Origin of the sequence: Streptomyces sp. NPDC045470 (genome assembly GCF_040646595.1) — a bacterium.
Taxonomy (GTDB): domain Bacteria; phylum Actinomycetota; class Actinomycetes; order Streptomycetales; family Streptomycetaceae; genus Streptomyces.
This window is the reverse complement of the sequence record NZ_JBEZAN010000014.1, coordinates 67,200-92,508: the sequence shown is the minus strand read 5'-3', so window position 1 is coordinate 92,508 and position 25,309 is coordinate 67,200. Positions and strand designations below refer to the sequence as shown.

17 protein-coding genes are annotated in these 25,309 nt (G+C 71.7%); 4 read left to right on the top strand and 13 right to left on the bottom strand.

Going from position 1 to position 25,309, the window contains the following annotated elements; translation table 11 throughout:
- Positions 1 to 44: 44 nt before the first annotated feature.
- The 4 genes from AB0A97_RS30285 to abc-f form a co-directional block, all read right to left on the bottom strand.
- A complete protein-coding gene (locus tag AB0A97_RS30285; protein ID WP_361155742.1) occupies positions 45 to 746 on the bottom strand; it encodes a ribonuclease HII in 702 nt (233 codons plus the stop codon).
- A gap of 335 nt (positions 747 to 1,081) precedes the next feature.
- Positions 1,082 to 1,987, bottom strand: coding sequence for an ADP-ribosylglycohydrolase family protein (locus AB0A97_RS30280; protein WP_361155740.1), 906 nt, complete (start codon positions 1,985 to 1,987; stop codon positions 1,082 to 1,084).
- An 11-nt stretch (positions 1,988 to 1,998) separates the two neighbouring features.
- A complete protein-coding gene (locus AB0A97_RS30275) occupies positions 1,999 to 2,658 on the bottom strand; it encodes a histidine phosphatase family protein (RefSeq protein WP_361155739.1) in 660 nt (219 codons plus the stop codon).
- A 106-nt stretch (positions 2,659 to 2,764) separates the two neighbouring features.
- On the bottom strand, positions 2,765 to 4,384 hold the full coding sequence (abc-f, locus tag AB0A97_RS30270; protein WP_361155737.1) for a ribosomal protection-like ABC-F family protein: 1,620 nt from the start codon (positions 4,382 to 4,384) through the stop codon (positions 2,765 to 2,767).
- A 110-nt stretch (positions 4,385 to 4,494) separates the two neighbouring features.
- Here abc-f and AB0A97_RS30265 point away from each other — a divergent pair, with 110 nt between their 5' ends.
- Complete coding sequence (locus AB0A97_RS30265; protein WP_361155736.1) at positions 4,495 to 5,196, top strand: TetR/AcrR family transcriptional regulator; 702 nt, start codon at positions 4,495 to 4,497, stop codon at positions 5,194 to 5,196.
- A gap of 127 nt (positions 5,197 to 5,323) precedes the next feature.
- On the opposite strand, the gene AB0A97_RS30260 is transcribed toward AB0A97_RS30265, so the two are convergent.
- Both AB0A97_RS30260 and AB0A97_RS30255 read right to left on the bottom strand, forming a co-directional pair.
- Positions 5,324 to 5,929, bottom strand: coding sequence for a YdbC family protein (locus AB0A97_RS30260; RefSeq protein ID WP_361155734.1), 606 nt, complete (start codon positions 5,927 to 5,929; stop codon positions 5,324 to 5,326).
- A 68-nt stretch (positions 5,930 to 5,997) separates the two neighbouring features.
- Positions 5,998 to 7,425: an amidase gene (locus AB0A97_RS30255; protein ID WP_361155732.1), complete on the bottom strand. Its 1,428-nt coding sequence runs from the start codon at positions 7,423 to 7,425 to the stop codon at positions 5,998 to 6,000.
- Positions 7,426 to 7,547: 122 nt separating this feature from the next.
- On the opposite strand from AB0A97_RS30255, the gene AB0A97_RS30250 reads away from it, so the two are divergent.
- Together AB0A97_RS30250 and AB0A97_RS30245 are read left to right on the top strand one after the other, a co-directional pair.
- Positions 7,548 to 8,135 (top strand): TetR/AcrR family transcriptional regulator, encoded by a 588-nt coding sequence (locus AB0A97_RS30250; protein WP_361155729.1) that lies wholly within the window; start codon positions 7,548 to 7,550, stop codon positions 8,133 to 8,135.
- 322 nt (positions 8,136 to 8,457) lie between these two features.
- Complete coding sequence (locus AB0A97_RS30245; protein ID WP_361155727.1) at positions 8,458 to 8,979, top strand: TerD family protein; 522 nt, start codon at positions 8,458 to 8,460, stop codon at positions 8,977 to 8,979.
- Between the two features lie 172 nt (positions 8,980 to 9,151).
- On the opposite strand, the gene AB0A97_RS30240 is transcribed toward AB0A97_RS30245, so the two are convergent.
- A complete protein-coding gene (locus AB0A97_RS30240; protein ID WP_361155725.1) occupies positions 9,152 to 12,028 on the bottom strand; it encodes a vitamin B12-dependent ribonucleotide reductase in 2,877 nt (958 codons plus the stop codon).
- Positions 12,029 to 12,146: 118 nt separating this feature from the next.
- Positions 12,147 to 12,677, bottom strand: coding sequence for a transcriptional regulator NrdR (nrdR, locus tag AB0A97_RS30235; RefSeq protein ID WP_361155723.1), 531 nt, complete (start codon positions 12,675 to 12,677; stop codon positions 12,147 to 12,149).
- Positions 12,678 to 13,221: 544 nt separating this feature from the next.
- On the opposite strand from nrdR, the gene lexA reads away from it, so the two are divergent.
- Positions 13,222 to 14,010 (top strand): transcriptional repressor LexA, encoded by a 789-nt coding sequence (lexA, locus tag AB0A97_RS30230; RefSeq protein ID WP_030020363.1) that lies wholly within the window; start codon positions 13,222 to 13,224, stop codon positions 14,008 to 14,010.
- Between the two features lie 433 nt (positions 14,011 to 14,443).
- Here the strand turns inward: lexA and AB0A97_RS30225 are convergent, their stop codons facing one another.
- The 5 genes from AB0A97_RS30225 to AB0A97_RS30205 form a co-directional block, all read right to left on the bottom strand.
- Positions 14,444 to 16,417 carry an ATP-dependent DNA helicase gene (locus AB0A97_RS30225; RefSeq protein ID WP_358974970.1) on the bottom strand — a complete coding sequence of 658 codons (1,974 nt, stop codon included), beginning with the start codon at positions 16,415 to 16,417 and terminating at the stop codon, positions 14,444 to 14,446.
- 41 nt (positions 16,418 to 16,458) lie between these two features.
- Positions 16,459 to 18,255 (bottom strand): IucA/IucC family protein, encoded by a 1,797-nt coding sequence (locus tag AB0A97_RS30220; protein ID WP_361155887.1) that lies wholly within the window; start codon positions 18,253 to 18,255, stop codon positions 16,459 to 16,461.
- 1,117 nt (positions 18,256 to 19,372) lie between these two features.
- Positions 19,373 to 20,128 (bottom strand): GNAT family N-acetyltransferase, encoded by a 756-nt coding sequence (locus AB0A97_RS30215; protein ID WP_361155720.1) that lies wholly within the window; start codon positions 20,126 to 20,128, stop codon positions 19,373 to 19,375.
- Between the two features lie 170 nt (positions 20,129 to 20,298).
- Positions 20,299 to 22,647 carry an IucA/IucC family protein gene (locus AB0A97_RS30210; protein WP_361155719.1) on the bottom strand — a complete coding sequence of 783 codons (2,349 nt, stop codon included), beginning with the start codon at positions 22,645 to 22,647 and terminating at the stop codon, positions 20,299 to 20,301.
- A gap of 325 nt (positions 22,648 to 22,972) precedes the next feature.
- Positions 22,973 to 24,541 (bottom strand): diaminobutyrate--2-oxoglutarate transaminase family protein, encoded by a 1,569-nt coding sequence (locus tag AB0A97_RS30205; RefSeq protein ID WP_361155717.1) that lies wholly within the window; start codon positions 24,539 to 24,541, stop codon positions 22,973 to 22,975.
- Positions 24,542 to 25,309: the final 768 nt, after the last annotated feature.

Genomic DNA, 25,309 nt, shown 5'->3' with positions numbered 1-25,309 from the left:
GGTGCGGAACATGTCATCGGGTACCGAATTCATGCCCGCACCGCTCAGAAGTCGAAGCCGAGTTGGCCACCGGCCTCCAGAGCGGCTGCTTCGGGGGTGCTGCGCACCTTCTTCAGGTGGCGCCAGCGGGGCAGGGCGTCCATGTAGGACCACGACACCCGGTGGTGGGCCGTGGGGCCGTACTCCTCCAACGCCGCACGGTGCGCCGGCGACGGGTAGCCGGCGTTGTCCGCGAAGGCGAAGGCGGCGTGTACGCCCACCAGTTCACCCATCATCGTGTCGCGACGGACCTTGGCGAGCACGGAGGCCGCAGCCACCGCGATGCAGGACTGGTCACCCTTGATGACCGTCCGGACCTGCCAGGGGCCGCCGAGGTAGTCGTGCTTGCCGTCGAGGATGACCGCGTCCGGACGGACCGGCAGCGCTTCGAGGGCGCGGACGGCCGCGAGCCGCAGTGCCGCGGTCATGCCCAGGTCGTCGATCTCCTCCGGGGAGGCGTGGCCCAGGGCGTGCGCCGTGACCCAGCCGTCGAGCACTTCCGCGAGTTCGTTGCGTCGCTTGGGTGTCAGCAGCTTGGAATCGGTGAGTCCGTCCGGCGGGCGGCGCAGTCCGGTGACGGCTGCGCAGACGCTGACCGGGCCGGCCCAGGCGCCGCGCCCGACTTCGTCCACCCCAGCGATGATCTTGGCGCCCGTGGTGGCGCGAAGCGATCGCTCGACGGTGTGGGTTGGGGGCTCGTACGGCATGGCGCCAGCAAGCGTACGCCTAATCGTGGCGGCCGTGCGCACCGGGTGCCACCTGACCGCCCCGCTTCCGCTGCCGATCATCGGTGACAACCCCGGGAGACGGTGGCGCGGGGGCTGACCAGCGACTTTTCGATCAGGCCCGGCCGGGAGGCAGCACCTCGGTACATGGGCGGCCCGCCCGGCGGGAAAGTTGATCAACTATGCGTCTGACGGGCATCCTTGCTCTCCGGCCGCGGCTTCGCCCCCGGCCTCCCGGGCCACGGGCCCAGTCGGAGAGCCACGGCCCGGCCGACGCCCGGGCCTCCCCCGTCACGGCTCCGCCGGAGAGCCGCAGATCAGCCGGAAAGCGTCGGCATCCAGCTCGGCAGCGGTTCCGTGCGGTCCGTCCAGTCCTGGGGCGGTGCGGCACCACCCGCCGCGACGATCCCGCCCACGATGGCGCAGGTCGTGTCCACGTCTCCCCCCGCCTGTGCGGTGGCCCACAGCGCCTGCTCGAAGTCGCCGAGGTGGCGCGCGGCGGCCCACAGCGTGAACGGAACGGTGTCGTGGGCGCTGGTCCGGCGCCCACAGCCCAGCACCGCGGCGACCGTGCCGGCGTTGCCGTAGTCGAGCATGTCCCGGGCCCGCCGCAGACCGGCCTGTACGGCGCTGCGCGGGATCAGCGCCAGGACGCCGTCCAGCAGTGCCTCGGGGGCGGGTGTACGGCCGGGGGCCGCGGCCAGCGCGGCCGCGGCGGCCACCGCCATCGCGCCGACCACCGCTTCCCGGTGCTGGTGGGTGGTGTACGCGGAGATCTCGGCCTGGTGCGTCGCCTGCTCGGGGTCGTCCGCGTACCAGGCACCGAGCGGGGCGATGCGCATGGCCGCGCCGTTGCCCCAGGAGCCCTGGCCGTTGAAGAGCGCCGAGGCCAGCTCGCGCCAGTCGCCGCCCTCCCGGATCAGCCGGAGCATGCGGTTCACGGCCGGGCCGTAACCGCGGTCGAAGTCGTGGTGGTCGGCGAAGGACCGGGCGAGGGCGTCCTGGTCGATACGACCGTGGTCCGCGAGCACGGCGACGACCGAACAGGCCATCTCCGTGTCGTCGGTCCACTGCCACGGGGACGGCGGCAGCTCACGGCGTTTGAGGTTGGGGTAGTTGGCGGGAACGAAGAACTGGGAGCCGAGGGCATCGCCCAGGGAAAGTCCGCGCAGGCTGCTGAGGGCCCGCTCGAAGCGGTCTGCGTCACGGTGGTCGGCGCTCATCGGTGTGCACTCTAACCGGTGATGCCGTACGACTCCGGTTCACACCAGCGCTCGAACGGTCGGTCCAGCGTGTACCGGCCGTTCGGGCCCAGGAGCAGTGAGCGCCACTCCGCGTTCCCCGGATTGGACAGGGATTCGAACTCCGCCACGGTCCAGTGGAACCACCGCATGCAGAAGAGCCGCATGGTCAGCCCGTGCGTGACGATCAGGACGTTGGGCGGATGGTCCGGTTGCTCGAAGCTGCGCCACAGACTCTCCAGGAACGCGCCCACGCGGTCGTACACATCGGCGCCGGACTCCCCCTGCGCGAAGCGGTAGAAGAAGTGGCCGTAGGCGTCGCGGTAGACCTTCTGCAGGCGTACGTCCTCGCGGTCCTGCCAGTTCCCCCAGTCCTGCTCGCGCAGCCGCGGCTCCTCGCGGACCCGGACCCGGTCCATGTCGAGGCCGAGCGCCTGGAAGGTCTGGTGCGTGCGGCGGTACGGCGACACGTACGCGGAGACCCCCTCGTCGCCGAACATCGCACGCAGCGGGCCGCCGGCCTCCTCGGCCTGCCGCAGCCCGTCCTTCGTCAGGCTCAGCGCGTGGTCGGGCTCCCGTTCGTAGACCGTGTCGTCGGTGTTCCCCTCCGATTCTCCGTGGCGGATGAGGACGATGCGTCGGGGCCGTGCCATGCCGCCACCCTAAAACGGTTGCTCTGTACATGCCTCATGCCCCGGTACCCCGCTGTCGCCGGGCCAGCCGCACCGTCGCCATCCGTTCACCCGCCCTCCCCTTCGGTCACCGGTCGCCGCACACCACCCGCCCGGCCCGTATCTCGCACCGGCGGCCGCCGAATCGGCGGCCGAGCAGCCGGTCGTGCGAGACGACGACCAAGGCACCCGGCCAGACGGCGAGCGCCGCGTCCAGCTCCTCCACCAGACCGAGCGCGAGATGGTTGGTCGGCTCGTCCAGAAGCAGGAGGTCTGCGGGGCGAGCCAGCAGACGCGCCAAGGCCAGCCGGCGCCGCTGCCCCGCCGAGAGAGCCCCCACCGGCACCTGCAGATCGCCCTTCCGGAAAAGGCCGAACGACAGAAGAAGTTCGGCGAGCTCTTCCGGGTCACCGGAAAGGCCGTGGCCGAAGGCGGACAGCAGCCGCTCCCGCGGCCGGGCCACCGGTATTTCCTGTGCCAGGTAGCCGATACGCCCCCGCCGCGCGACGGTGCCCGCATCGGGCTGCTGCACCCCCGCCAACACCCGCAGCAGCGTGCTCTTCCCCGCCCCGTTGGCCCCGCGGATCAGCAGCCGCTCCCCAGCAGCGACGGTCAGCGTGTCCACCGTCAGCCTGTTTCCCACCCGTACGCCGTCCAGCTCGACCAGCGCGCCCTCGGTGTCTCCGGTCGCCGGTGCCGCACGGAAGCGGAGGGGCTCCGGCGGCTTGGGGACCGGAGCCGCGTGCAGCCGGCGGAGCCGTTCCTGAGCGTTACGCACCCGTCCGGCCACCGATGCCTGGACCCGTCCGCCGGCCCGGTCGTACGCCATCTTGTTGTTGTCCTTGATCGCCCGCCCCTGGGCGACGTCGTGCGCGGCGCCCGCCGCGAACTCCGCCAGCCGCGCGGTCTCGGCGCGCCACTGCTCGTACTCCTGCTCCCAGCGGCGGCGGGCCGCGGCCTTGGCGGCGGTGAAGGTGCCGTATCCGCCGCCGTACCGGACGACGGTGCGGCGGTCCGCGTCCACCTCGACGATCGTGTCCGCCACGCGCTGCAGGAAGAGACGGTCGTGCGAGACGGCGAGGACCGTGCCGCGGTGGGCCGTCAGCGCGCCCTCCAGCCAGTCCAGCGCCTCCGCGTCGAGGTGGTTGGTCGGCTCGTCGAGCAGCATCACCTCGGGTGACGCGGCGATCAGGCAGGCGATGCCCAGCCTGGCCTGTTCGCCGCCGGAGAGACTGCCGAACGGCCGGTCCCGCTCCACGTGCCCGACGCCGAGGCCGTGGAGCGCCTTGTCGACCCGCGCGTCGGCCTCGTAACCACCGCGCAGTTCGAAGATGCCCAGCAGTCGGCCGTATTCCTCCAGGTCTTCCGGTCTCCCGGCGCCCAGGCGCGCCTCCAGCGCCCGCAGCCGGCTTTCCATGTCGCGGAACTCCGCCAGGGCCGCATCCACCGCCTGACCGACCGTGCAGTGCGCCGGCAGGTCGGGGACCTGACCGAGACAGCCCGTACCGCCGTCGGCGGTCAGTACGACCCGGCCTTCGTCCGGCCGCTCCAGGCCGGCCACGATCCGCAGCAAGGTCGACTTGCCCGCACCGTTCTCCCCCACGATGCCGACCCGGTCTCCGGGGCGCACCGAGAGGGAGACGCCGTCCAGCAGAAGCCGGTCGCCGTAGGACTTGCTCACCTCGTGAAGCGAGATCTGTGTGGTCATGCGCCCCCCCCGACTCGTCGGTGCGCACTGCACCACGAACTCAAACGCTACGCTTGTAGCATTACGTCGATGATGGCACAGTCGCCGCGCTAACACAACAGGAGTTGCAGTTGCCCGAAGCCCCGGAGTCTCCCGCCCCCGGCCCCGGCACCCGCCGCCCGGGCGGGCGCACCGCCCGCACCCGCGCCGCCGTCCGCGACGCCGTACTGGCCGGCCTGGTCGAACACGGCTACCCCGGCCTGACCGTCGAGTACGTCGCGGAGCATTCGGGCGTGCACAAGACGACGCTCTACCGCCGCTGGGGCAGTCTCGAAGGGCTGCTGGCCGACGCCCTCGACCTGGCCGGCGAAGACAACTGGACGCCGCCCGACACCGGGTCGCTGGAAGGTGATCTGCGGGCGCTCGCCCGCGAAGTGGTGGCGTCGTTCACCGATCCGGTCACGTCGGTCTCCGGCTCCGCGATCATCGCAGCCGCCTTCCAGTCGCGGCAGGCCGCCGACGCACTGAGCGCCTACTACGAGGAACGCTTCAAGCGCTGCGAGCCCTTGGTGCAGCGCGCGGTCGAACGCGGCGAACTCCCGGCCGCCCGGGAGGGCGGTATCGACGCCGGAGCGCTATCGCGCGCCGCATGCGCACCGCTCTTCTTCCGCCTCTTCATCACCCGCGAACCGGTCGACGAGCGCACCGCCGACCAGGCTGCCGCGGCGGCGGTGGCAGCCGCGCACGCCGGAGTTTTCACCCCGGCGAGGGACGAGGAGCGCGTCGCCTCAGCCAGCGGGGCGAAGGAGACCGGCACGCACACGCAGCCGTGAGCCGAGCGTCCGCCCAGCCGTGAAACGACTGCCCGCATCCACGCGGGTAAGAATGCTCACGTCGCCGTGTGAGGGGACGTCCGCACCGTCGTGAGCGTGAATGCGGACACCATCGGGGCATCGTCCCTCACACCGTCCACGCAGGTTCGAGGTCGGCGACATCGCCGGTCACGGCACGTACGTCGGCCTCCGTCTGCGCGCGGAGGCCGAGCCGCTCCACCCGTTCCGGCCGGTACTTCCCCCGCTCGGCCGCCGACTCCCACATCGACAGGATCAGGAACTCCTCCCCGGGCGCGCGCCCCAGCAACCCGCGCAGCATCCCCGGGGAGCCGGCCATGGCCGGATTCCATACCTTCTCCTGCATCAGCATGAAGTGGTCGACCCGGTCGGCGCGCACCTGACAGTGCGCCATCCGCAGCACGTCGGCGTCGGCGAACACCGGCCGGAAGCCCACCTTCACGTCGAGTTCGTACTCGAACAGGCGCACCCGGGAGTCCTTGAACGTGCCCACCTGGGCCGCCGCCAGCCGGTCGTGCGAGCGCGCCATGAAGGAGTCGTAGAACGCCCTGCTCTCCCAGAAGGCGACCAGATGCGCGACCGACGGCCGCGTCCGGCTCCACCCGCCGCCCTGCCCACGGAAGCCCGGCTCGCCGAGCAGCCCCGCCCATTTCCGCTGCCCTCTCTCGAACCCCCGGCGGTCCACGACCGTGCATCTAATCCACTTGACCAGCACCGCGCCATCGTACGGCCCGGCGGGGCCCGGCATCACCGCGCGTCACGCTCCCGCCACACCGAACTCCCCTACGGGCGCGGGTCGATGGGAGTGATCACTCCGAGCCTCCGCTCCACGGCCTCGGCGGCTTCCAGACACAGGTCCTCCCGGTAGGCACGGCCGACGAGCTGCACGCCGTACGGGAGCCCCGCCTCCACCCCGGTCGGCACGGCCACCGCCGGTACGCCCACGAAGCTCGTGGCCGTACACAGGCGCATCGCCCGCTGGACGCGCGCATGCCCCTCCTGGTCGCGCATCTCCAGCCCCGGCTCGAAGGGCGGCTCGGTGAAAACGGGCGCCAGCAACAGCGGGTAGGTGTCCAGGAATTCGGCCCACGCCCTCTGGATGCCGAGCCGCGCGCCGGTCAGGCGGAGGTATTCCGGCACGTCCATCGGGAGGGCGTCCCGTGCTGCCTCCATCGACATCTCGATGTAGCGATGTCCTTCCTTGCCCAGGAGGTTCCGCACCATGGGCCAGGTAGGGGCGAATTCGGCCAATGTCATACGGCCGTACACCTCAAGCGCTTCATCCAGACGCGGTACGTCCGGGACCTCGCACACCTCGTACCCGGCGTCGCGCAGCGCGTCCGCCGCGTCCTCGACGGCCTTGCGGACCGAGGGGTGCACCCCCGCGCCGCCCGGGTCGGTGACCATCGCGACCTTCGTCGGGCGCGGGAGCTCCGCACCGTACAGGGGCACCGGCACCGCCCTCGGGTCCCGTGGATCGGTACCCGCGAGCGCTTCGTAGGCCAGGCGCAGATCGCCGACCGTACGGGCCAGCGGCCCGTCGACCACCAGCACCTGTGTGGCGAACGCGGGATCCTCCGCGCCGATGCGGTGGTCGGCGGGAAAGCGCCCGTATGTGGGCTTCAGGCCCGCCACACCGCAGAAGGACGCCGGCAGTCGCACCGATCCGCCGGAGTCGTTGCCCAGCCCGATAGCGGCCATGCCGCTGGCCACGGCGGCGGCGTCGCCTCCACTGGTCCCACCCGGCGTGACACCGGGCGCCCAGGGGTTGGCGGTGTCCCCGTACAGCTCGCTGCGCGTGTGGACGCCCGCCAGGATGAGTGTGGGCATGTTGCTGTGCCCGATCGGTACGGCGCCCGCGGCGCGCAGCCGCGCCACCGGGGGCGCATCGGAGTGCGCGACATTGTGGCGGAAGCGTTCCGCGCCGTACGTGGTCGGCACCCCTTCGATCGCGGTGGTCTCCTTGACCGTGAAGGGCACCCCGGCGAGCGGCCCCGGGTCCTCCCCCGCGGCGCGCCGCCGGTCCACCGCGGCCGCGTCCGCACGCGCCCGGTCGGCGAGGAGCTGCGTGACGGCGTTGACGGCCGGGTTGACCTCTGCGATCCGTTCCAGATGGTGTTCGACCACCTCGACAGCGGTGACCTCGCCGCTTCGTACGGCGGCCGCCTGGGCCCCGGCCGGCAGCTCCCACAGAGCCTGCTGCGCTCCCACTTCGCGCTCCCTCGTCCTTGGACGTCCACGACGGGCAGGCCGCCGCACACGCGTTCCGATGCAAGTGCATCACATCGTACCCTTGACATCGATACACACGCATCGGATTACGGGAGCGCCCCATGCCCAAGCAGGTGGACCACGAGAGCCGCCGCCGGCAGATCGCCGAGGCCGTCTGCCGCCTCGCCGACGAGCACGGCCTGGAGGGCGTCACCCTCAGGGACGTGGCGGCGCGCGCCGACGTGTCCATGGGCGCGGTCCAGCGCTGTTTCCGCACCAAGGAGGAGATGCTGGTCTTTGCGCTCGGCCACATCGGGGCACGGATCTCCGCCCGGGTGGCGGCGCGGCTCGCCGAGTCCCCCGCACAGTCGGCCCGTACGGCACTCGGGCACGCGACCACCGAGATCTCCCTGCTGCGCCCCGAGCACCGGGCCGAGGCGCGCGTCTGGCTCGCCTTCGTCGCCCAGGCCGCGGTCAGCCCCGCGCTGGCCGGGATCCTGCGCGACAACTACACCGGCCTGCACAGCCTGTTCACGCGCCTCATCTCCGAAGCCACCGCGACACCCGACGCGGAACGCGAGGCGCGCACACTGCTCGCCCTGACCGACGGCCTGACCACTCACGTCCTGATCGGCCACCTCACACCGGAGGCAGCGCTCGACGCGCTGGACAGCCACCTGGCGCGCCTCTGGGGAGACGTGGCTGTCTGAGCGATTCCCGCCCGCGCCCAACGGACCGCGCCTCGCGACCTTCGACCTGGCGTCAACTCGCCGCCCTCGACGCCAACATCGCGGCGCCGCCGCACAATGGCCCTGACCAGGGCCCCAGCCTTCGCCCGCTCCAACACGCATATCCCGTACGGGTCACTGGTGGAACTTCAGTCCTACTCGATACGTCGGAGTAGCAGTACGCGTACCAGTCCTGCCGACCGGACGGCGTCACCCCGACCGCCGGGGCAGGGCTTGCGGAGCGTGACACCATTGGTGGAACGCCTTGCACAGCCCGGGAGTTGCAACACCGGAAGGGATCTCTGTGAGCAGCCTCAACAAAGGGATCGGCAAAGTCGAAGTGACCCTCAAGTGGGACCCCAGCCCCGCGGGCACTCCGGCCCACGACCTGGACCTCATCGCCGCGACCTACACCAAGGACGACCCGCGCGGGGCACCCGACTACCTCGTGCACTTCGACAGCCGCTCACCCGACGGCACCATCGTCCTCAGCCGTGACAGCCGGACCGGCCTGGGCTTCGGCACCGACGAGGCCATGGTGCTGGAACTGAACCGACTGGCGAACACCTATGCACGCGTGGTCGTCGGCGTGGCCATTCAGCAGCGCGGCGGACACAAGACGTTCGGGGATATAGCCAATACCGCCTTCCGCATCAACGAGGGATACGACGAACTGGCGGCGGGCGACTTCTCGGTGACCGCCGGAGCCACCGCGGCGGTGATAGCGGAATTCGCACGGGACGAGTCGGGCGAGTGGCGGTTCCTTTCGTCCGTGCGGGGCTTCGACACCGACCCGGAAACGTTCGTCACCGTCATGGGCGGCTGACGGACGGCACACGCCGAGGTATCGGTGAAAACGTCGTCGGGCGTCGGAAAGGCGTCGGCATTTCGCTGAATCCTGCGGGCGGACCCACATGGTCCGGATACAAAGACGCAGGGTGGGGAACCGGCATTCCGGCTCCCCACCCTGGTCAATCAGTCACCCGAGGGTGCCGATGTCAGCTGCACCCGCTGGTCGAGCCGCAGCCCTCGCACAGGTAGCAGCTGCCGGCGCGCTGCATCTTGGTGCCGCAGGAGAAGCACAGCGGAGCGTCGGCGTTGATGCCGAGCTGCATCTCCACCAGTTCCGCGTTGGTGTGCGCCTGCTTGGGGGCCGGGGCCGCGGTCTCCTCGACGATCTCTGCCGTCGAGGGCCCCGTGGCCGACTCCAGGTGGCGCGGCGCGGACTGGGCCAGGCTCTCGACGTCGAGCTCCTCCTCGTCGACCGGCTCGTACGAACCGGTCTCCAGGTGGCGCTGACGCTCCTCGACGGAGTGGATGCCGAGCGCGGAGCGGGTCTCGAAGGGCAGGAAGTCCAGCGCCAGGCGGCGGAAGATGTAGTCGACGATCGACTGCGCCATCCGCACGTCCGGGTCGTCCGTCATACCGGCCGGCTCGAAGCGCATGTTGGTGAACTTCGAGACGTACGTCTCCAGCGGCACGCCGTACTGGAGGCCCACCGAGACGGCGATGGAGAAGGCGTCCATCATGCCCGCGAGGGTCGAGCCCTGCTTGGACATCTTCAGGAAGACCTCGCCCAGACCGTCGTCCGGGTAGGAGTTGGCGGTCATGTAGCCCTCGGCGCCGCCGACGGTGAAGGAGGTGGTGATGCCGGGACGGCCCTTGGGCAGACGCTTGCGGACCGGACGGTACTCGACGACCTTCTCGGCCGGCTTCTCCTCGGTCTTCTTCTCCTCCTCCTTCTTCTTGGCGGAGAGCGGCTGGCCGACCTTGCAGTTGTCGCGGTAGATCGCCAGGGCCTTCAGGCCGAGCTTCCAGCCCTCGAAGTAGACCTCCTCGACCTCTTCGACGGTGGCCGACTCGGGGAGGTTGACGGTCTTGGAGATCGCGCCGGACAGGAACGGCTGGGCCGCCGCCATCATGCGTACGTGGCCCATGGCCGAGATGGAGCGCTCGCCCATGGCGCAGTCGAAGACCTCGTAGTGGGCGGGGTCTAGGCCGGGGGCGTCGATCACATTGCCGTTGTCGGCGATGTGGGCGACGATCGCCTCGACCTGCTCCGGCTGGTAGCCGAGCCGCTTGAGCGCCTTGGGGACCGTGTTGTTCACGATCTGCATGGAGCCGCCGCCGACCAGCTTCTTGAACTTGACCAGGGCCAGGTCCGGCTCGACGCCCGTGGTGTCGCAGTCCATCATCAGGCCGATGGTGCCGGTCGGCGCGAGCACCGACGCCTGCGCGTTGCGGAAGCCGTTCTTCTCGCCGAGGCGGATGACGTCCTGCCACGCCTCGGTGGCCGCGGCCCAGACCGGGGTGTCCAGGTCGTCCATGCGCTTGGCGGTGCCGTTGGCGTCCGAGTGCTGCTTCATGACGCGCTTGTGGGCGTCGGCGTTGCGGGCGTAGCCGTCGTACGGGCCGACGACCGCGGCCAGCTCGGCGGAGCGCTTGTAGGAGGTGCCGGTCATCAGGGAGGTGATGGCACCGGCCAGGGCGCGGCCGCCGTCCGAGTCGTACGCGTGGCCGGTGGCCATCAGCAGGGCGCCGAGGTTGGCGTAGCCGATGCCCAGCTGGCGGAAGGCGCGGGTGGTCTCACCGATCTTCTCGGTGGGGAAGTCCGCGAAGCAGATGGAGATGTCCATCGCGGTGATGACCAGCTCGACGACCTTCGCGAAGCGCTCGGCGTCGAACGACTGGTTGCCCTTGTCGTCGTCGCGCAGGAACTTCATCAGGTTCAGCGAGGCCAGGTTGCACGAGGAGTTGTCCAGGTGCATGTACTCGCTGCACGGGTTCGAGGCGGTGATCCGGCCCGACTCCGGCGAGGTGTGCCAGTGGTTGATCGTGTCGTCGTACTGGATGCCGGGGTCGGCGCACGCCCAGGCGGCCTCCGCCATCTTGCGGAACAGACCCTTGGCGTCGATCTCCTCGATGACCTCGCCGTTCATCCGGCCGCGCAGGCCGAACTTCGAGCCGGTCTCCACGGCCTTCATGAACTCGTCGTTCACGCGGACCGAGTTGTTGGCGTTCTGGTACTGGACGGACGTGATGTCGTCGCCGCCCAGGTCCATGTCGAAGCCCGCGTCCCGCAGGGCGCGGACCTTCTCCTCCTCCTTCACCTTGGTGTCGATGAAGGCCTCGACGTCCGGGTGGTCCACGTCCAGGACGACCATCTTGGCCGCGCGGCGGGTGGCGCCGCCCGACTTGATCGTTCCGGCGGACGCGTCGGCGCCGCGCATGAAGGAGACCGGGCCCGAGGCGTTGCCGCCGGAGGACAGGAGCTCCTTGGAGGAGCGGATGCGGGAAAGGTTCAGGCCGGCACCGGAGCCACCCTTGAAGATCATCCCCTCTTCCTTGTACCAGTCCAGGATCGAGTCCATGGAGTCGTCGACGGAGAGGATGAAGCACGCGCTGACCTGCTGCGGCTGCTTCGTGCCGACGTTGAACCACACCGGGGAGTTGAAGCTGAAGACCTGGTGGAGCAGGGCGTACGCCAGCTCGTGCTCGAAGATCTCGGCGTCCGCCGGGGAGGCGAAGTAGCCGTTGGCCTCGCCGGCCTTGGTGTACGTCTTCACGACCCGGTCGATGAGCTGCTTGAGGCTCGACTCCCGGGTGTCGGAGCCCACCGCGCCGCGGAAGTACTTGCTCGTGACGATGTTGACCGCGTTCACCGACCAGAACTCGGGGAACTCGACGCCACGCTGCTCGAAGTTGATCGAGCCGTCGCGCCAGTTGGTCATGACGACGTCACGGCGCTCCCACGCCACCTCGTCGTACGGATGCACGCCGGGAGTGGTGTGGATGCGCTCGATACGCAGACCCTTGCTCGCCTTGCTGCCCTTGGCGCGGGAGCCTCGTGCCGGGCCGCTCGTCGTCTCTGTCATTCCGCCTCCCTGTACGGGCAAACGCCCATATGTGCGCACTTGTTCCGTGGCACGGTGTGTGTCTGTCTGGCACCAGGGCGCCTGCATTTGCCCTGGTCAGGTCTGTGGTGTGCCGATCTCAGTCGGCGGCGGTGGCAGGCACCGGGACCGCCGGCTGTCCGGCGCTCCCTTCGCACCCGCACTCCCGCGCGGGCGCCGCCCGCTCGCTCTGCTCCCGCAGCTCGGCGATGGCCGCCTCGAAGTCTTCCAACGAGTCGAAGGCGCGGTACACGCTGGCGAAGCGCAGGTACGCGACGAGGTCGAGTTCCTGCAGCGGGCCCAGTATGGCCAGCCCGACGTCGTGAGTGGACAGCTCGGCGCTGCCGGTGGCGCGCACGGCCTCCTCGACCCGCTGCCCCAGCTTGGCGAGGGCGTCCTCGGTGACCGGCCGGCCCTGGCACGCCTTGCGCACGCCGGCGATCACCTTGTTACGGCTGAAGGCCTCGGTGACCCCGCTCCGCTTGATCACCATCAGTGACGCCGTCTCGATGGTGGTGAAACGGCGGGAGCAGTCCGGGCACTGACGGCGCCGGCGGATCGAGGTGCCGTCATCGGTGGTGCGGCTGTCGACCACCCGGCTGTCGGGGTGCCTGCAGAAGGGGCAATGCATGAATTCACCCTCCTCACCCTCGAAAAATTACGGTCGTACGCCCATGGTCCCGGCGTACGGCTGATGACCTCCGGGCCGCCCTCACGGGCCCCTCGGAGCGACCCCAAGCATAGGCGATCCCCGGAGCCCCGAGAGACATCAGCACCACAACTTCTGGGCGGCTGTAGTCATCAAAGCACTACATGTGGTGTCGGGAGGTCATCCGCGCCCCCAGCGTGTCGTGGCGGGGCGGGCCGTCGGGGGCCGCTCGGAGGGCCGCCGACGAGGGTACGGGACAGACCCCGGGCGCGGCTCCGGCGGGGCGGGGATGACAGAATCGGTACGTCGCGGCACCCGGATCGGACCCGGCGGGACGGCGCGTACTCCCGACCGTCAGATCGGGGCGAAGAGTACCGCAATGACCCGAATTGCCTTTCGGCTATACACCTAAGCCCGTGATCAGGTCAGCTAATCCGGAAATTTTCACTCGAACGTGTGTTTGGCGCAACCTTTCGAAAGCAACTACCGTTGGCTAACTAGGGAGCACATTCCGAGAGGGGCCGACGTGACCACCACCGCAGACAGCGCCACCATCACCGCCCAGAGCCACTCCCAGAGCCGATTCGATCCGACCCGGAAACCGCCGATGGACGACGCCATGAACCCCGAGGGGCAGAAGCCAGCCCGCTCACTGCCCGGCCGTCCTCCAGGCATCCGCGCCGACAGTTCGGGACTCACCGACCGACAGCGCAGGGTCATCGAGGTCATCCGGGATTCCGTCCAGCGCCGCGGCTACCCGCCGTCCATGCGCGAGATCGGCCAGGCGGTCGGGCTGTCCAGCACCTCGTCCGTCGCCCACCAGCTCATGGCTCTGGAGCGCAAGGGTTTCCTGCGCCGCGACCCGCACCGCCCCCGGGCGTACGAGGTCCGCGGCTCCGACCAGCCGAGCAGCGCGCCCACCGACACGGCCGGCAAGCCCGCCGCGTCCTACGTCCCGCTCGTCGGCCGGATCGCCGCGGGCGGTCCCATCCTCGCCGAGGAGTCGGTCGAGGACGTCTTCCCGCTGCCCCGGCAGCTCGTCGGCGACGGCGAACTGTTCGTCCTGAAGGTCGTCGGTGACTCGATGATCGAGGCCGCGATCTGCGACGGCGACTGGGTCACCGTGCGTCGCCAGCCCGTGGCGGAGAACGGCGACATCGTCGCCGCCATGCTGGACGGCGAGGCCACGGTCAAACGCTTCAAGCGCGAGGACGGCCACGTCTGGCTGCTCCCGCACAACGCCGCCTATCAGCCCATCCCCGGTGACGAGGCCACCATCCTCGGCAAGGTGGTAGCGGTGCTGCGGCGGGTCTGACCCCTCCCCTCGACCGAGCCCCGGGACCACTGCGCCGGTCCCGGGGCTTGGTTTTGCGCCTAGACCGGCGCCGCTTTCGCGGAGGGGTTGGGCTTCGTGGGGGTTGCTCAATTGATGGTGGGGTCACGGAGGGGGCGGGGGTGGGCTGGGGCGGGAGCGGAAGGTGCGTGGGGTGTGGGCGGCTGCTCGTTCCGTCGAGGTGTGTTCGGCGCGACCGGAATGGGCTTCGCTGGGGCGGTGAATGCCCGCTGCCCGTCCGTACGAGCTGCGTGGCGGCCGACCGAACGCGGAATGGCCGACGTGCACCCGGCGCAGGTCCCGTGAGGAGCGGCGCCGGGGGCGGGAGGCGGCTGCTGGAGGCGCCTGTGATGCCGCTACGCCCCCGAGTGGGGCGGCCGGAGCCTAGGGCTCCGGTTGCCGGCCGCAGGGCCGTTCACGCCTCCTCTGCGGCTTTGGCTGCCGCGTCGATGGCGGCCAGGGAGCGGCGGACCTGGTTGCGGTCGGTGGTGTACCAGAACTCGGGCATGGACCGGCGCAGGAACGAACCGTAACGGGCACGCTCGACGCGGGGGTCCAGTACGGCGACGACGCCGCGGTCGCCCGTGGCGCGTACGAGACGGCCTGCTCCCTGGGCCATGAGCAGGGCGGCGTGGGTCGCCGCGACCGCCATGAAGCCGTTGCCTCCGGCCTCCTCCACGGCCTTCTGCCGGGCGCTCATCAGGGGATCGTCGGGGCGCGGGAACGGCACCCGGTCCATGACCACGAGCTGGCAGTTCGGGCCCGGCACGTCGACGCCCTGCCACAGTGAGAGAGTGCCGAACAAACACGTACGGGCGTCCGCGGCGAAGGTGCGGATCAGTTCGCCGAGGGTCTCCTCGCCCTGGAGGAGGATCGGCATGTCCAGCCGCCCGCGGAGGTTCTCGGCGGCGGCCTGGGCGGCGCGCATGGAGGAGAAGAGGCCGAGCGTACGGCCGCCGGCGGCCTCGATCAGTTCGGCCAGCTCGTCGAGCATGTCCGTACGGCTGCCCTCACGGCCCGGCTGGGCCAGGTGCTTGGCGACGTACAGAATGCCCTGCTTGCCGTAGTCGAACGGGGAGCCGACGTCCAGGCCCTTCCACTGCGGGACGTCCTCGCCCTCCGTGCCCTCCGGGGCCAGCCCCAGGGAGGCGCCGACGCCGTTGAAGTCCCCGCCCAGCTTGAGGGTGGCTGACGTGAGCACGACGGAACGGTCGGCGAAGAGCTTCTCGCGCAGCAGGCCGGAGACCGACAGGGGCGCGACGCGCAGCGAGGCGCCGAAGCGGTCGTGGCGCTCGTACCAGACGACGTCGTACTCGGAGCCGTTGGCGATGCGCTCGGCGACCGCGTGGACGTTCTCGACGGAGGCCAGGGCCTGCTTGCGCACGGCGTCCTCGTCCTGGACGGACTTGTCGCGGGTCGAGCCGAGGGCCGAGATCACCGTACGGGCCGCGTCCCGCAGCGCCATCAGGCAGTACCCGAGATCCTCGGGGATCTCCTCCAGGCGGCCGGGCAGCGCCAGCTCCATCAGGCGCTCGAACGTCTCCGAGGCGGTCTGGAGCTGGTCGGCGGCCTTCTCGTTGACCAGCTTCGCGGCCCGCTTGACGGCCCGGTTGACCTGGCCGGGGGTGAGCTCCCCGGTGGCCACGCCGGTGACCCGGGAGACCAGCTCGTGGGCCTCGTCGACGATCAGTACGTCGTGCTGGGGCAGCACCGGGGCGCCCTCGATGGCGTCGATGGCCAGCAGGGCGTGGTTGGTGACGATCACGTCGGCGAGCTTGGCGCGCTCACGGGCCGCCTCGGCGAAGCACTCCGCGCCGTACGCGCACTTCGAGGCGCCCAGGCACTCCCGGGAGGAGACCGAGACCTGCCCCCAGGCGCGGTCGGAGACACCGGGGGTGAGGTCGTCGCGGTCGCCGGTCTCGGTCTCGTCCGCCCAGTCGCGCAGCCGCAGCAGGTCCTTCCCCAGCTTGCTGGTGGGCGTCGCGTGCTCGAAGGGGTCGAAAAGGCCCTCTTCCTCCTCCTGCGGGACGCCCTCGTGCAGACGGTGCAGGCAGACATAGTTGGAGCGGCCCTTGAGCATGGCGAACTGCGGACGGCGGCGCAGCTGCGGATGCAGGGCCTCGACCGTGCGCGGCAGGTCGCGCTCGACCAGCTGGCGCTGGAGCGCGAGGGTGGCTGTGGCCACCACCACACGATCGCCGTGGGCCAGCGCCGGCACCAGGTAGCCGAGCGACTTCCCGGTGCCGGTGCCGGCCTGTACGAGCAGGTGGGAGCTGTCTTCGACCGCTTCGGCGACGGCTTCGGCCATGGCGACCTGGCCGGGGCGCTCGGTGCCGCCGACAGCGGTGACGGCGGCGTGCAGCAGATCGGGGAGGGAGGGCTTCGTCATAGCGTTGCCACCCTACGCGGGCCCACTGACAATCTGCTCGGTCACGGGTGGTGGAGGGGGTTCGGCACGGTGCCGTGGACGGCGGCGTGCGGGCGCTGGGCACGGTCGCGGTATCCGTCGAGGTGGAGCCGGTTGCGGTTCAGGCAGAGCCGGGCGATGCGGGGGGTGAGCAGGTCGAAGGTTTCGTGGCGCTTCTTCAGGTGTGGGAAGCGCCCCTGGTGGCGCAGGATCTCCGCCCGTACGAGCGACCAGAACTCAGCCTCCGGGACCGCGAGTTGCTGCTCGCACAGCGGGGCGAGGTAGCGGAAGACCCCGACGAAGAGTCCGGAATGGAGGAACTGGGTGAGGAACTCCGGCGGTTCGGTGAGCAGCACCGCGCGGACGTCGGCGGGCATGGTGGCGTGCTCCGGCAGCGGCTCGGCACTGGTGTTGACGTCGTCGACGAAGTCCTTGACCGCGAGGCGGGTGGGGACGTCCCGCTGGTCGAAGACGACGATGGCGTTCTCGCCGTGCGGGGAGAAGACCGTGCCGTACTGGTAGAGGAAGTGCAGCAGGGGCGGTAGGAGGGCGGCGAAGAGACGGCGCAGCCAGACGCGGGGTGCCAGGCCGGAACGGTGCACCAGCTCTGCCGTTAAAGCCCGCCCGTGCGGGTCGGTCTGCAGGAGCGCGGCCAGGGTGCGGGCCCGCTCCCCCGGGTCCAGACAACGGCTGATCGGCTCCCGCCAGATACAGCCCAGCAGTTCCTTGTACTGGTACGGGACGCCGGGCAGCCGGTCGTACAGGGGGTGTTCGACGGTGACGGACGCGGTCTCGCCGAGCAGGATCACCCGGGTCTCGTCGCGCAGGTACGGGTCGGCGTCGCGCAGGCCCTGGACCCAGGCGGTGACGGCGGGGGCGGCGATGGTGCGTTCGGTCGGCAGGCCGCGCCAGACCAGGGTGTTGAGGACGGAGAGCGGGAGCTTGACCGTACGGGCTCCGGGGCGGCTGGTGTTGAGGAAGGTGCGGATGGACTGCTGGGGCAGTCGCAGGTCGTTGTCAGTGGTGAGTGGGACGATGGATTTGTCGGCGAGTTGGGGGGCGAAGAGGGGCGCGACGGTCTCGTCCCACTGCCAGGGGTGGACGGGGAGGTAGAGATAGTCGGCGGGGTCGAGGCCCTGCGAGGAGAGGGTGCGGGCGAAGGTGGCACGGGTTGCGGGGGTGAGTTCATCGGCGTAGAGACGATCGGGCGTGGCCAGGGCCGGGACGCCCCGGTAGACGGCCAGCCGGCGGTGCGCGGCGATCCAGGGCAGCCGCTGCGGGGTGCGGGCCTCGGGTGACCAGACGGCGGCGTCGGTCGCCGAGAAGCCCAGCCGCCCCTTGTTGGCGACGAGCCAGGGGTGGCCGGTCTGGTGCCCTTCCAGGGCGGCGTAGTCGAGGTCGGCGAGCTCCGCCGCGCTGAGGGCCGTGGCGTCCAGGCGGGTGTCGGCGGCGAGCGTGGCCGTCAGCTCGCGGATGAGGTGGCCGGTCGTGTCACCGGACAGGCCCAGGACGTTGTCGTGGGCGTGGAAGAGGAAGTGAAGGGGGTCGCCTGTGGGGGTGATGGAGTCGGGGTCGACACGCCAGTGTCCGTACGCGCCGCGCCGGGCCCGGAAGCGGTAGGTGACGTCGTCGCTCAGCCGCAGACGGTAGAGGCGGGAGGGGGAACCGTCGGCGCTACAGGGGCCGGTGCGGGTGCCGGTGCGGGTGCCGGTGCGGGGTGGGTCCGGTGGGGCGCCGTCCGGGCTGCCGCCTGGGGGGAGGTCCGGGGTGCGGTCCGGGGTGCCTGGGTTGCGGTCCGGAGGGTCCGGAGTGAGATCCAGGGTTTCCGGAGTGAGGTCCGGGAGGCTGTCGGCGGTGCCGTCAGGGGCACCGCCGGGGGTGCTGCCGGGATCGCCGTGTCCGTCGCGCGGTCCGGGGACGGGGGTGGCACTCAGGTCGGGTTCCGGGGTGATGACCTCCTCGTACGCGAACTCCGCCAGGATCTTGGCGAGCAGCCGGCGAGCGGCTCCCTGCCACACACGGTGGCTGTCCGTCCCGCCGCCGGGCGGCTCGTCCCGGGGGACTTCGGACGCTTCGGGAGCTCCGGGGGCGGGGAAGGCGTGGCCGGGGACGGTGAGGGCGACAGCCGTGGGGTCGACGGCGTCCGGAGTGCCGGAGGCTTGGGCGGGCTCGGAGGCGGGACCGGGGGCGGGGGCGAAATCGCCTACGCCGGGGCGGCTGAGGTGGCTGTCGCCGGGAGCGGTGACCTCGGGGCTGCCGGCGCCACGGTCGAGGGGGTCCGGGCTGTCGCTGCCGGAGTCACCGGCACCGGAGGCGGGGCTATGGAGAGGTTCGGAAGAAGGACGCAAGGCGGGACTCCTGGGGACGAGACCTGAGCGACACGGACAGTGCGCGGAGAAATGGGGTCAGGTGTGGAGACGCGGGCAGTGCGAAGGGTGCGGGTGGAGGGAGTCGAGGGGTTGGAGGGACTGAAGGGGGACGAGTGGACGTGCGGGCTGTGGGTGGGGCGGCCGAGTGGGCTGCCGCCGGAGAGAGAGGCTGGGAGACGGCATGGGGTCGGCCGACCGTAGGGGATCAACGAGCGGCCGGAAGTCGAAGCACGGCGCCAGGACGGGGAGACGTACAGGGACAGCGAACGGCCGGAGGTCGCAAGACGGCGCCAAGACGGGGAGACGTACAGGGGCAACGGACGGCCGGAGGTCGCAAGACGGCGCCAAGACGGCGAACCGTACAGGGACAGCGAACGGCCGGAGGTCGGACGACGGCGCCAGGACGGTAGGCCGTACGGGACGGGCGGACGGCCGGAAGTCGGGAGACGGCGCCAGGTCGGCAGGCCGTACAAGGAGAGCAGGCGGCCGGAGGTCGAGAGGCCGTGTGAAGGCAGGGGGGAACTGCCGGCGTGGGGGCGTCGGCGGCGGGTGCGAGGGTCGGGGACGGTCACAGGAGGTGGCGGTGGGCACGGTCGCGGACCATGAGGGCCGCGCGTTTGTCGGGCAGGTCGAGCTCGTCGCCGTAGCGGAATCCGGCGCCGAGGAAGGCGGCGACGGAGGGGACGTTGCGCAGGTCGGGCTCGGCGATGACCCGGCCGCATCGCGGACGGTGGTCCAGTACGAGGTCGGCGGCGGCCCGCAGCAGTGTGGTCCCGATGCCGCGGCCCCGGTCGGCGACGCCCCCGATCAGCAGGTGCAGTCCCGTGTCGTGCGGACGGGCCGGGTAGTAGCGGGCGATCGGGTCCAGGTCGGCGCGGTAGACCTCCCAGTAGCTCATGGGGACACCGCTCAGTACGCCGAGGCAGGGCACGCTGCGTCCGTCACCGTCGAGTTGGGCGCGCAGGTGGGCGGCGGTGGTCGCCTGGGGCCCGGCCAGTTCCCAGAACGCCGCGACGGCCGGGTCGTTCATCCAGGCGGAGATCAGCGGCAGGTCGCGTTCGAGGCGTACCGGCACGAGTTGGAACGGCCCGGCGGCGGTGGCCGTGGGCCCCCACTCGGCGAGGCGGTCGAGCAGGACTCCGCCGCCCGGGCTGTCGGCCGGGTCGGTGGCGGCGGAGAGCGGTGCTGCGCTGAACAGCGCCGTGATGTCGGGCGGCAGGTGCAGGTCGAGGGTGTCGTCGAGCGCGTCGTCCGGAGGGGCTTCGAGGGGGTGGTCGAAGGCTGCTTCGGATCCTGGGTCGATGCCGGATTCGGTGGGGGGCACGATGGCGCTCTCTCCTTTCCGGGCCTCCTCACGAGGTCACGGGGTGGGCGGGCAGGGAATCGGGGGACCAGCGGGACAGCGGGGACATGGAGCAGGGGCAAGGGCCGGGGCCGGGGAAAAGCTGGGACTGGACGGGCGCCAGGGGTAGAGGGGGGCAGGAGTGCTGGGGTTCAGGAGTGAAGGGGGTTGGGAATGGTGACGTAGACGGACTGGGTGTCGACGGGGCCGACGAGTTCGTCGAGGCCGCGCAGCCGGGTCAGCAGGTTGGCCTTGCAACGTAGGGTGCGGGCTTCGAGGAGTCGGCCGGGCAGCGGCGAACGGTGTTCCGCCGGTCCGGTGGCGGCGTCGGTGAGGAACCGCCGGAAGGCCGCGAGGAGCACCTTCTCGGCGGCCAAGCGCTGGGAACCGAAAGCGCCGATGAGGCCGAGGACGTTGTTGATGCCGAGGTAGTAGGCGAAGCGTTCGTCGGTGACCTCGTCGGTGACGAAGGTGTCGCTGGTGGAGCCGATGCCGGGGAGTCGCCGTTCCAGCTCCGTACGGCGCGACGCGCGGAAGTAGTAGCCCTGGTTGTCCCGGTAGCGGCCGCCGACGGGCCAGCCGTCCCGGTCCAGCAGGACCAGGGTGTTCTGCTGGTGCGCTTCGAGCGCGACGCCCGCCGTGCCGTCGAGCCAGAGGACGGGCCGCACCACCGCTTCGAGGTAGCGCAGGAACCACTCGGTGGCGACGGCGCCCGCGGGCCGCCCGGTGCGGGCGGTGAGCCTGCCGATGACGTCGGCCAGGCGGGACCGCAGGCCGGTGTGACCGGGCCAGGGACGGGGCGAGGTGAGGGCGGCGATGCACACGGCGTCATCGGTGGCGTCGAAGGGGTTGTGCCGGACGACCACGTCCAGGCCGTGCACCGGCTCGCCGTCGGCTCCGGTGACGCCGAACCAGGCCGGGTCGCGGACGATGTCGAAGCCCGGTGAGCCGGGGAAGGCCGCCCGCCACTGCGCGGCCAGGCCGGTGCGGAGCAGCCGGTGCACCTCGACGCCGCGTTCCAGTTCCTTGCGGAGGTTGTCGCGGCGGGAGTTGGTGATGCGTACGCCCAGGGAGAGCTTGAGCATGGCGTCGCAGCCGGGCCGGAAGACGGTGCGTACGGAGGAGGTGGGGTGCCAGTCCGGGCCGCCGGGGCCCAAGTCGTGGAGGTGGCCCGTCTCGTACAGTGCGGCGATGTCCGGACGGTGGCCGAGCTGGTGGGCCTGCCACGGGTGCATCGGCAGCGGCAGGGTGCCGGCGGGCGCCTGGGGCGCTCCTTCGGCGAGGCGGGCGGCCAGTTGCTCGGCGGGGACGGTCCGGCCGCGCTCGGTCCAGGCCGAGGCGGCGGCGAACACGTCCTGGTGGACGGCCGCCCAGTGGAGGCGGAACGCGCCGCGCAGTTCCGGGGAGTAGACGCGCGTCTCGGCGTCGGTCAGGCCCTCCCGGCTCTTGGGGGTCGGATGCATGGGGTGGCCGAAGAGCAGCGCCTGTTCGGCGGCGAGAAAGCGAGAGGTGCCGAGGTCGTCGGCCGGGGCGGCGCGTCGGTCGGCGAGGAACACCGCGGTGTGCCGTACGGAGTCGGCGACACGGCCGACGAGGTCGGCGCTCTCGCTGTCCGGCGCTCCGGAGGGGTGATCGGGGGCGGTCCTCCGGGGCGGAGCGGGCAGCGGGGTGGGCAGCGATGCGGCATCGGTACCGTCCGTGCTGGTCGGGGTGGTGCCGATGGTGCCCGTACCGGGCCGGACGCTGCTGACGTCGTCGGTACGGCCGCGAGCGCTGCCGGTGTTGCCCGTGCTGCCAGGGCTGTCGCCCGCGCCGCCGACGCGTACGGCCTCCCGGCGCAACAGGGCGGCGAGGGTCACGGCGTCCAGTGCCGCGGCGTCGGCGGGGGTGCCTTCCAGTACGGGTGCGCCGAGGCGGTGCCAGCCGGTCTCCGACCAGTACAGGACGGGTACGTGCAGGGCCGTCGCGCTGGCGTCGAGAGGGATGCGCAGCCGGTCGCCGGGCGGGCGGGGCGTACCGCTCTCGCGGATCCAGCAGCGGAGCAGGCTCTCGGCCCCGGCGGCGTCGGCGGCGACGGCCGGGTCCTGATGCTCCAGCCGGTCCTGCGCGGGGGCCCGCGCCGATTCCGGGTCCTCGACCTCCTCGACCTCCTCGACGTCCTCGGCCAGGTCCGGTACCGCGGCCTGCGCGCCTTCCTGGTGGTCGGGGCTCTCACGGTCGCCCTCGGCCGGCGGTTCGGCGTCGGTCTCGTCGTCCTCGTACACCGTGACGACCCGGGTGGCTCCGAGGCCGTGGCAGTCGTCGAGGCCGTGCCGCTCGTGGTGTCCGAGCCGTACGGCACAGCCGGTGTGGCCGCCGTGTTCACCGTTCTCGCCGCTGTCGTGGGCGCCGGCGCGCCGGTTCTGCCGCGGCACGGCGGGTTCCCGCAGCCGGGCCAGGGGTTCACGGGGCAGACGTCGCTCGTCGGCCGGAGTCCCGTCGGGGCCGGGGCGTTCGTTCATCGGGGTGTGCCTCGCAGGGTCGGCGCGGTCTGGACGGGGATGGGGCGGTGGGAGGACGTCGGGCAGGGGGCGGGCGTGGGCCCGGGAGCGGCCGGGCGCTCACGAGAAGCGGTGCGCCCGTAGGGGCCGTCGCGCAGAGGTGGGGCACGGTGGAGGCGTACGGGCCGGAGCGCAGGTGCACGGCGGGGCGCAGGTGCACGGCGGGGCGCAGGTGCACGGCGGGGCGCAGGTGCACGGCGGGGCGCAGGTGCACGGCGGGGCGCAGGTGCGCGGAGGGGCGCCGAGCACCGGGCTCTCGTGCGTCCGGAGCGGTGTGGGCCCCCGCTCACGGGGCCATCCCGGAGGACGACTCCTGTCGCGGTGCCGCACGATCCTCCCCGTCCGGTCCATCCGGCGCGGAACTCACTTCCACCCCGGTGGCCCCGACAGCCCCGTACACCCCAGCGTCCCCAGGCGCCCTGACAGAACCAGACGCCCCGGCGCTCCCGGACACCCCGGCACCCCCGGACACCTCGGCGCTCCCGGACACCCCCACCCCACCCACCGCACACGCCCCCGCAGACACCCCACCCGCCCCGGAACGCGACCCAGCCGCCAGCGCGTCGGCGAGGCGGTCGAGGACCGCGTCCGCCTGTTCGTCGGTGATGGTGAGCGGGGGCAGGAGCCGGACCACCGAGCCGTGGCGGCCGCCCAGTTCGACGATCAGGCCCCGGTCGAGGCACTCCCGCTGGACGGCCGCAGCCAGTGCGGGAGCGGCCGGGCGGGCTCCGGACGGGTCCGGGGCGGCGTCCGGGTCGACCAGTTCCAGGCCGAGCATCAGGCCCCGGCCCCGTACGTCACCGACGCAGCCGTGTTCGGCGGCCAGCGCGTCCAGCCGGGACGTCATACGGGCGCCCAGTTCACCCGCGCGCCGCGCCAGGTCGTTCTCCCTGACATACGCGAGGGTGGCCGCGCCGGCCGCCATCGCGAGCTGATTGCCGCGGAAGGTGCCCGCGTGCGCGCCGGGCCGCCAGGCGTCCAGTTCCTCGCGGTAGACGATGACCGCGAGCGGCAGGCTGCCGCCGATCGCCTTGGAGAGGACGAGGACGTCGGGCACCACGCCGCTGTGTCCGACGGCCCAGAACGCGCCGGTGCGGCCGACGCCGGTCTGCACCTCGTCCACGATGAGGGGGATGCCGCGCGTGGCGGTGATCTCGCGCATCCGGCGCATCCAACTGTCGGGGGCGGGGATCACCCCGCCCTCGCCCTGGACCGGTTCGAGGATCATTCCGGCCGGTCTGGCGACGCCGCTCTTGTCGTCGTCGAGCACGTTCGCGGTCCAGCGCGCCGCCAGTTCGGCGCCCTGTTCGCCACCGGTGCCGAAGGGGCAGCGGTAGGCGTACGGATACGGGAGGCGGGTCACGGAGGTGTCGTGCGCGCCTCCCGACGCCGCGAGCGCCCCCGCCGTCATGCCGTGGTACGCGCCGGTGAAGGCCGCGAGTCCGTTCCGGCCGGTCGCGGTCCGCACCAGTTTGAAGGCGGCCTCGACGGCGTCCGTGCCGGCCGGTCCGCAGAACTGGATGCGGCCGTGGTCGGCCAGTTCGGGCGGCAGGGTGGCGAAAAGTTCGGTGACGAAGGCGTCCTTGACCGGGGTGGCCAGGTCGAGGACGTGCAACGGGGCGCCGGAGTCCAGGACGGAACGGATCGCCTCCAGGACGACGGGGTGGTTGTGGCCGAGCGCCAGGGTGCCCGCTCCGGAGAGGCAGTCCAGGTAGCGGCGGCCGTCGGCGCCTTCGATGGTGAGCCCGCGGGCACGCACCGGGACGATGGGGAGCGAGCGCGCGTAGGTACGGGCGGCGGACTCGCGGAGCGACTGCCGCCGCAGGATGCCCTCGTGGGCGGGAGGGGGTGCCATCGGCAGAGGCTGGGTCAAGGCCACGGCGGTTCGGTCCTCCTGCTGCTGGACTCTTCTGTTGAACTGCGGATGCGATGCACCGGCGGATGCGGCGCGGGGCGCTTCGGGTGCCCTGCGGGCGGCCCCGCCGCGCGCCGGCCGCGCCCCGTCGGGCCGCTTCCGTCGCGCACCGGGCCTGGTCCGCTGTCAGCGGGCGCCGGGCCTGGCCGGTGGACGGGCCTCATTCCCTGCCGCCGGACACGACTCAGCCGTCCCCCGTACGTATCAACGACGGCGTACGCGGGAGAACACGGCCTGCCGCAAGATCCTTGCCGTACCCGGACGCCGCGGGGCGACGGGGCGACGGGGCGACGCGATAACGGGGCAGCCGGGCAACGCGGCGACCGGGCGACACGGCGAGGGGCACCCACCGCCGCACCACCCGCGCACCCCGCCCCGTTCAGCGCCCCGCGCGCACTCCCGCACCACCCCGGCGCCGTCCCGGCCCAACGCACCGCACCACCTCGGCCCGACGCCCCGCACCGTCCCTGCCCGACACCCCGCGCCATCCCGGCCCGACGTCCCCCGCCATCCCGCACCCCCAGCCACGCCGCCCCGCCCCACCCCGCGGAAAGATCCGCACCGAACCGGAACCGGGGACCCGCCCACCGCCGTCCCCAACGGCACCGGCATAGTGGGGACCTGCGCCCAGCTTTCCGGTGCATGACAAAACAGCAGATGCGGGCACGTCCGGGGCAAGACCGGCACGATCACCCACGGCGCGGTACG

Excerpts from the sequence above, each read along its gene's own strand:
- AB0A97_RS30285 (WP_361155742.1), bottom strand. The coding sequence starts at position 746 with ATGCCGTACGAGCCCCCAACCCACACCGTCGAGCGATCGCTTCGCGCC.
- AB0A97_RS30280 (WP_361155740.1), bottom strand. The coding sequence starts at position 1,987 with ATGAGCGCCGACCACCGTGACGCAGACCGCTTCGAGCGGGCCCTCAGC.
- AB0A97_RS30275 (WP_361155739.1), bottom strand. The coding sequence starts at position 2,658 with ATGGCACGGCCCCGACGCATCGTCCTCATCCGCCACGGAGAATCGGAG.
- abc-f (WP_361155737.1), bottom strand. The coding sequence starts at position 4,384 with ATGACCACACAGATCTCGCTTCACGAGGTGAGCAAGTCCTACGGCGAC.
- AB0A97_RS30250 (WP_361155729.1), top strand. The coding sequence starts at position 7,548 with ATGCCCAAGCAGGTGGACCACGAGAGCCGCCGCCGGCAGATCGCCGAG.
- AB0A97_RS30240 (WP_361155725.1), bottom strand. The coding sequence starts at position 12,028 with ATGACAGAGACGACGAGCGGCCCGGCACGAGGCTCCCGCGCCAAGGGC.
- nrdR (WP_361155723.1), bottom strand. The coding sequence starts at position 12,677 with ATGCATTGCCCCTTCTGCAGGCACCCCGACAGCCGGGTGGTCGACAGC.
- AB0A97_RS30225 (WP_358974970.1), bottom strand. The coding sequence starts at position 16,417 with ATGACGAAGCCCTCCCTCCCCGATCTGCTGCACGCCGCCGTCACCGCT.
- AB0A97_RS30210 (WP_361155719.1), bottom strand. The coding sequence starts at position 22,647 with ATGAACGAACGCCCCGGCCCCGACGGGACTCCGGCCGACGAGCGACGT.
- AB0A97_RS30205 (WP_361155717.1), bottom strand. The coding sequence starts at position 24,541 with ATGGCACCCCCTCCCGCCCACGAGGGCATCCTGCGGCGGCAGTCGCTC.